Annotated in this window: 6 protein-coding genes and 1 pseudogene; 1 reads left to right on the forward strand and 6 read right to left on the reverse strand. The window is 70.6% G+C overall.

From position 1 onward, the window contains the following. A pseudogene (locus tag ACK42S_RS14555) lies at positions 1–498 on the reverse strand (DUF429 domain-containing protein); the annotation flags it as partial. Between the two features lie 71 nt (positions 499–569). On the opposite strand from ACK42S_RS14555, the gene ACK42S_RS14560 reads away from it, so the two are divergent. Continuing rightward, entirely contained in the window at positions 570–1,679 is a 1,110-nt protein-coding gene (locus ACK42S_RS14560) for a DUF748 domain-containing protein (protein ID WP_409709016.1), read from the forward strand. On the opposite strand, the gene ACK42S_RS14565 is transcribed toward ACK42S_RS14560, so the two are convergent. The 5 genes from ACK42S_RS14565 to ACK42S_RS14585 form a co-directional block, all read right to left on the reverse strand. Then, positions 1,657–2,088, reverse strand: coding sequence for a BLUF domain-containing protein (locus ACK42S_RS14565; protein WP_409709019.1), 432 nt, complete (start codon positions 2,086–2,088; stop codon positions 1,657–1,659). The genes ACK42S_RS14560 and ACK42S_RS14565 overlap by 23 nt on opposite strands. A 9-nt stretch (positions 2,089–2,097) precedes the next feature. Beyond that, positions 2,098–2,820 carry a GTP cyclohydrolase I gene (gene folE, locus ACK42S_RS14570; RefSeq protein ID WP_409709022.1) on the reverse strand — a complete coding sequence of 241 codons (723 nt, stop codon included), beginning with the start codon at positions 2,818–2,820 and terminating at the stop codon, positions 2,098–2,100. A 93-nt stretch (positions 2,821–2,913) separates the two neighbouring features. Further along, positions 2,914–4,632 carry an ATP-dependent DNA ligase gene (locus ACK42S_RS14575; protein WP_409709025.1) on the reverse strand — a complete coding sequence of 573 codons (1,719 nt, stop codon included), beginning with the start codon at positions 4,630–4,632 and terminating at the stop codon, positions 2,914–2,916. An 8-nt stretch (positions 4,633–4,640) separates the two neighbouring features. Continuing rightward, positions 4,641–5,636 carry a ligase-associated DNA damage response exonuclease gene (locus tag ACK42S_RS14580; RefSeq protein WP_409709027.1) on the reverse strand — a complete coding sequence of 332 codons (996 nt, stop codon included), beginning with the start codon at positions 5,634–5,636 and terminating at the stop codon, positions 4,641–4,643. Between the two features lie 4 nt (positions 5,637–5,640). Then, on the reverse strand, positions 5,641–6,296 hold a 656-nt coding region (locus ACK42S_RS14585; RefSeq protein ID WP_409709030.1), incomplete at its 5' end, for a phospholipase D-like domain-containing protein.

Here is a 6,296-nt window from a genome sequence, read left to right on the forward strand (position 1 = left end):
GTCCGCTCTGCCTCTCCCCCTCCCCCCCACGCCCGCGTGCAGCATGTAGGCCACCGGTGGGTTGACCCATTTCATCGACGGCGATGAGCCTGCCGGCCGGTCGGCCGCCCGGTGGGCAAACTTGGCTCCCGCCGGCCGTGCCTGGCAGAAGGCCGCGAAGGTGGCCCGGATCTCGGCACGCGGCAGGGCGGCGTAGTGATCCATCAGCGCCGGCCATTCGGTGGGCCAGCCCAGCTGCTCCACCAGCTCGCGCGGCAGCCCGAACGGGAAGTCGAACGCCCCCACCCAGGGGCCGGGCTGAGCCAGCCAGGCCTCGAAGCCGGCTTCATTGGTCAGCGCCTGCATCTGCAGCAGGCGTACGCGCGAGCCCTGGCGCTCGCCGACGGCGACGGTGATGGGCTTGCGCCGCGTGGGCCGGCTGGTGAAGTCCACGCCCACCAGGCGCAGCCCTTCGGGCCAAGGCCCATCGGCATGGGGATTCAGCAACAAGTCTTGCACGGGTGCATTGTCCCGGAGCCGGCAAAGCCCCGCCCGACTCCTCCACAATGGAGGGCTTCAGCCACCAGACCATGGATCAAGCCCTCTCGCCCGCTTCGCCGCGCCGCCTGGGGCGGCGCATCGCCTGGACGCTGGCGGCCCTGCTGGTGCTGGGTTTCGCCGGCCTGCAAGGGGCCGCCTGGCAGCTCAAGGCCCAGGTCGAGCAGGCCCTGGGGCCGCGCGCCACGGTGGGCAGCCTGCGCATGACCTGGGCCGGCGTGGAAGCCACCGAGGTGCGCGTGCGCTCCACCCGCAGCGAGCGTGCCGGGAGCTGGCCGGCCGACGACGAGCTGCGCGCCCAGCGCATCGTGCTCACGCCCGACCTGTGGGGCCTGCTCAGCGCCGACCTGCGCGTGCGCCGGGTGCGGATCGACGGCGGCTACCTGTCGATGTGGCGCACGCGCGAGGGGCGATTGCGTGTGCTGCCGGCCCTGTTCGACCGCCCGCGAGACCCCAAGGCCTCCGGCCAGGACGGCGCCGGACCGCCCCTGCACATCGCGCAGATCGAGCTGCACGACGCGGCGCTGGAGTTCTTCGACGCCACGGTACGCCAACCGGCCCTGAAGCTGCGCCTGGAAGGTCTGCACTCACGCGTGGGGCCGCTGGACCTGCCGGGCCTGGACACCCCCACCGCCTTCGAGCTCGACGGCACGCTCAAGGGCGTGCAGCGCGATGGCCGAGTGAAGCTCTCCGGTGAGGTGACCCTGGCCACCACCGATGCGCGCGTGAAGGCCGACCTGCGCGGCGTGGACCTGGTGGCCCTGCAGCCCTACCTGATCAAGGTGTCGGAGGCCGGGGTGCGACGCGGTGCGATGGACCTCAGCATCGACGCCCGCGTGCGCCAGCAGCAGTTGCATGCCCCGGGCCGGCTCACACTGACCGGGCTGGAGCTGAACAGCAGCGGTGGCGTGCTGGGCACCTTCGCGGGCGTGCCGCGTCAGGCGGTGCTGGCCGCGATGAGCCGCGACGGCCGGCTGGAGGTGGCCTTCACGCTGGAGGGCCGCCTGGACGATCCGAACTTCTCGCTCAACGAGAACTTCGCGCTGAAGGTCGCCGGCGGTATCGCCTCGGCCCTGGGCGTGAGCCTGGGGGGCGTGGTGGAAGGCGTGGGGAGCGTGATCAAGGGCCTGTTCGGCCGATGATCGAGGCGGTGGCGATCAGTTCCTCCAGCAGCGCCATCGAGACCCGGCCCGGCACGGTGTAGGGATCGAGGGTGGGCTTCTCGGAGTACTTCAGCACGATGGACGGATTGATCTTGCCGAGGTTCACCTGGCCCATCGTCCAGCCGGCAAAACGGCGTTCGGTGATCTCTTCGTAGTGCAGCAGCACCACGTCCTTGTGGCGGTCGTCGCGGACGATATCGCCATAGAGCTTGTTGACCGCCTCACGCCCGCCCTCGAGCACCTGCATGAACAGGCCGCCGCTGTGGCACAGGATGCCGGTGATGCCCAGCGGCGGGTTGTGGGCCCGCGATTGCGCCAGGATGGACTCGATGACCTCGTGCGTGAGCGGCTGGGCCGCGCGGCTGGCATAGAGCAGACGGACGAGCATGGGGGGACCTCAGGGCTTCTTGCTGTTGAGCAGCGCCAGGAACTCGCGGCGCAGGTTGGCGTCCTTCAGGAAGCTGCCGCGCATCACGCTGTTGACCATCTTGGAGTCCATGTCGCGCACGCCGCGCCACTGCATGCAGAAGTGGTCGGCCTCCATCACGATGGCCAGGCCGTCGGGCTGCATCTTGTCCTGCAGCAAGTCGGCCACCTGCGTGACGGCCTCCTCCTGGATCTGCGGGCGGCTCATGATCCATTCGGCCAGGCGTGCGTACTTGGACAGGCCGATCAGGTTCGAATGCTCGTTGGGCATCACGCCCACCCACAGCCGCCCGATGATGGGGCAGAAGTGGTGCGAGCAGGCGCTGCGCACCGTGATGGGCCCGACGATCATGAGCTCGTTGAGACGTTCCACGTTCGGGAATTCAGTCACGTCGGGCTCGGCCACGTAACGGCCCTTGAAGACCTCGCGCAGGTACATCTTGGCCACACGGCGGGCGGTGTCCCTGGTGTTGTGGTCGCTCTCGGTGTCGATCACCAGGCTCTCAAGCACGCCGGCCATCTTGGCCTGGACCTCGTCGAGCAGGGCCTCCAGCTCACCCGGCTCGATGAACTCGGCGATGTTGTCGTTGGCATGGAAGCGGCGCTGCGCGGCCTTGATGCGCTCGCGGATGCGCACCGAGACCGGCACGCCTTCGTCGTCGCTGGGCTTGGGAACGGAACTCAGTGCGGTCATGGACGTGGGCCTTGCGGGGGTCAGGCGCCGATCCTAGCAGCCGGGCCGCGCGCCCCCGCGCATCCTCGCGCAATGGCCCCCGGGTGTCCAGGCCTATCGCAGCAAAGCCTCCAGCGAGGTCAGGCTGTCGGCCTCGTGCAAGGGCTTGTCGTCGCGGATGCGCAGCATGCGGGGAAAGCGCACCGCCAGGCCGCTTTTGTGGCGCGTGCTGCGGTTGATGCCTTCGAAGCCGATCTCGAACACCAGCGTCGGCCGCACGCTGTGCACCGGCCCGAAGCGCTCCAGCGTGGTGCGGCGGATCACCGCATCGATGCGCCGGAACTCCTCGTCGCTCAAGCCCGAATAGGCTTTGGCAAACGGCACCAACTGCAAGGCCCCGGGCTGCGCCGGCTCGCGCCGGGCGATCGCCTCCACCACCGCCTGGGCCTCGGCCGCATCGCACGGCGGACGGCTCCACAGCGCAAAGGTGTAGTCGGTGTAGAGGCTGGCCCGGCGCCCGTGGCCGCGCTGGGCATAGATCAGCACGGCATCCACGCTCAGCGGGTCGATCTTCCACTTCCACCACACGCCTTCGGCCTTGGTGCGCCCGGTGCCGTAGCGGGCCTCGCGCTGCTTGAGCATCAGGCCCTCCACGCCGCGCTGGCGCGAACCCTCGCGCAGCCGGGCCAGCTCTGCCCAGTCGGCCGCCTCCACCAGCGGCGACACCTGCAGCACCGGCCGGCCGTCGGCGCGCTGGCCGAGACTGGCCGCCAGGGCCTCGAGCTGCAACCGGCGCGCCGCCTGCGGCTGCATCCGCTGGTCCCGGCCCTCCCGCTCCAGCAGGTCATAGGCGAGCAGCACCACCGGCACTTCGGACAGCACTCGCCGGCTCAGGGTCTTGCGGCCGATGCGCTGCTGCAGCAAGGCAAAGGGCGCGGGCCGCTCGTCCTTCCAGACCACCAGTTCCCCATCGACCACGGTGCCGTCGGGCCAGGCACGTGCCGCCTCCACCACCTCGGGAAAGCGATCGGTCATCAGCTCCTCCCCACGCGACCAGATCCACACCTGGCCGGCGCGGCGCACCACCTGCACGCGGATGCCGTCGTACTTCCACTCGGCCTGCCAGCCGGCCACCGGCCCCAGCACCCCGCCCATCGCCTCGACCGGTGTCTCCAGCGGATGGGCCAGGAAGAAGGGATAGGGCTGACCGGCGTCCAGGCGTGCATCGATCGACGGCGACACCAGGGCCTCGAAACGTGCCGCATCGGGCGGTGCACTGGCGGCACGGCCCGTCGTGGCCAAGCCCATCAGCCGCTGGGCGATGACCTCGGGTGGCAGGCCGGCATGCTCGGCCAGCGCGCGTGTCACCAGCAGACGCGACACCCCCACGCGAAAGCCGCCACCGATCAGCTTGCCCAGCAGGAAGCGGCCGGGCGTGTCGAGTTCGGCCCACCACTGGCGCAGCCGCTCGCGCTGCACCTCGGGCGGGGCCTCGCGCAACGGCAGCAGGCGCTGCTCCACCCAGTGCGCCAGCCCCAGGTCCGCGCTCGCCGCCGGGGGCGGCAGGATCAGCGCGATGGTCTCGGCCAGATCCCCCACGCTCTGGTAGCACTCCTCGAAGAGCCAGTCGTCAATGCCTGCCGCCTCGCAGGCCCAGGCCTTGAGCTGGGCCGTCCCCACCACCCGACGCGGCCGGCCACCGCTCAGGAAGTACACCGCCCAGGCCGCGTCGGCCGCTGCAGCGCGCTCGAAGTAGCGGCGCAGCGCCGCCACCTTGTCGCGGGTGGACGTGGTCGCGTCCAGGTCGGCATAGAGGCGGGCGAAGTCGCGCATCGCAAGCGTCAGTTCTCGTCGCCGTACTCGGTGCGGAACGAGCCGGCCTCCAGACCCTGCTGCTGCAGCCAGCGCACCATCACCGCTTCGTACCCATGTGTCACGATCACACGCGACGCCCCGCTTTCGCCGATGGCCCGCAGCAAGGCTGGCCAATCGGCATGGTCACTGAGCGCGAAGCCCCGGTCCACGCCCTGCCGGCGCCGCGTGCCGCGCAGACGCATCCAGCCGCTCACGTAGCCGTCACGCGCCTCGGCCAGGCGGCGCTCCCAGGCGCTGCGCGAAGCTGCCGGCGGGGCGATGACCAGGGCCCGGGTCAGCGTCTCGGCCGTCAGCCCCTGCCCCAGCTCCAAGGCCTCGGGCAGCGGCACGCCGGCCGCCACATAGGCCCGGTTCACCGCAGCGACGGCAGGGTGCACCACCAGCGGCCCCGGCCCCTCGCCCAGGCCGTGCAGCAAGCGCTGCGCCTTGCCGAAGCTGTAAGCGTACAGCGGGCTGGGCCGGCCCTCGGCTGCGTTGGCGGCCCACCAGTGCCGAATGTCGTTTAGCACCTGCGCCTGCGGCTGCCACCGGTAGATGGGCAAGCCGAAGGTCGATTCGGTGATGAAGCAGTCGCAGCGCACCGGCTCGAAGGCAGCGCAGGTGCCATCGGCTTCGAGCTTGTAGTCGCCCGACACCACCCAGACCTCGCCACGATACGCCAGCCTCACCTGGGCCGAGCCCAGCACATGCCCGGCAGGGTGCAAGGACACCGTGACACCGCCGATCGTCACCGTCTCGCCATAGGCCAGGGCCTGCAGCGAGATTTCGCCCAGGCGTTCGCGCAGCACGCCCGCGCCCGGTGCGGCCGCCAGGTAGTGCCGGTGGCCGCTGCGCGCGTGGTCGGCATGGGCGTGGGTGATCACCGCACGCTCCACCGGGCGCCAGGGGTCGATGTAGAAATCGCCGGCCGGGCAATACAGCCCCTGCGGGCGCGCCACCACGAGATCGGTGCGCGCGGCCATGCCTTCAGTACCGTCCGGTGGCCCCGGCCACCCGCATGAAAAGGCGCGCCATCCAGGCCACGAAGCCGCGACGCAGGTAGCGCCGCCAGGCCGGCAGGCCCAGAGTCTGCACCGTCACTTCCCTCGAGGCGGCAACGGCCTGGTCGATCTCACCGGCCAGCTCCTGGACGAAGTGTCGGTCCTGCACGATCACGTTGCCCTCGAGGTTGACCAGCAGCGACAGAGGGTCGATGTTGGAGCTGCCCACGGTGGCCCAGTCATCGTCGACCACGGCCACCTTGGCATGCAGGAAGGCCGGGGTGTACTCGAAGATGCGGATGCGGTGGCCCAGCATCTCGTCGTAAAGCGCCTGCGCCGCCAGCGCCGCCATGCGGTAGTCGACCTTGCCCTGCAGCAGCAGCCTCACTTGCACGCCCCGCTGCGCCGCATGGCGCAAGGCACGGCGGAAGGCCCGGCCCGGATAGAAATACGGACACACCAGGTCCACCCGCCAGCGGGCGCGACGGATGGCCTCGATGTAGGCGCGCTCGATGGTACGCCGCTGCCGCAGGTTGTCGCGCACGACAAAGGCCACCCGCACCGGGCGCGGATCGCTCAGCGCCTGCTCCACCACCTGCCAGCGTGTCGTGCGCAGGCGCCGCAGCAGGCGCCACGCACACG

The sequence above is a fragment of the Caldimonas sp. genome (genome assembly GCF_046289365.1).
Taxonomy (GTDB): domain Bacteria; phylum Pseudomonadota; class Gammaproteobacteria; order Burkholderiales; family Burkholderiaceae_C; genus Caldimonas.

Bases quoted from the DNA above. Each gene is read 5' to 3' on its own strand.
- ACK42S_RS14560 (WP_409709016.1), top strand. From the start codon at position 570: ATGGATCAAGCCCTCTCGCCCGCTTCGCCGCGCCGCCTGGGGCGGCGC.
- ACK42S_RS14565 (WP_409709019.1), bottom strand. From the start codon at position 2,088: ATGCTCGTCCGTCTGCTCTATGCCAGCCGCGCGGCCCAGCCGCTCACG.
- folE (WP_409709022.1), bottom strand. From the start codon at position 2,820: ATGACCGCACTGAGTTCCGTTCCCAAGCCCAGCGACGACGAAGGCGTG.
- ACK42S_RS14575 (WP_409709025.1), bottom strand. From the start codon at position 4,632: ATGCGCGACTTCGCCCGCCTCTATGCCGACCTGGACGCGACCACGTCC.
- ACK42S_RS14580 (WP_409709027.1), bottom strand. From the start codon at position 5,636: ATGGCCGCGCGCACCGATCTCGTGGTGGCGCGCCCGCAGGGGCTGTAT.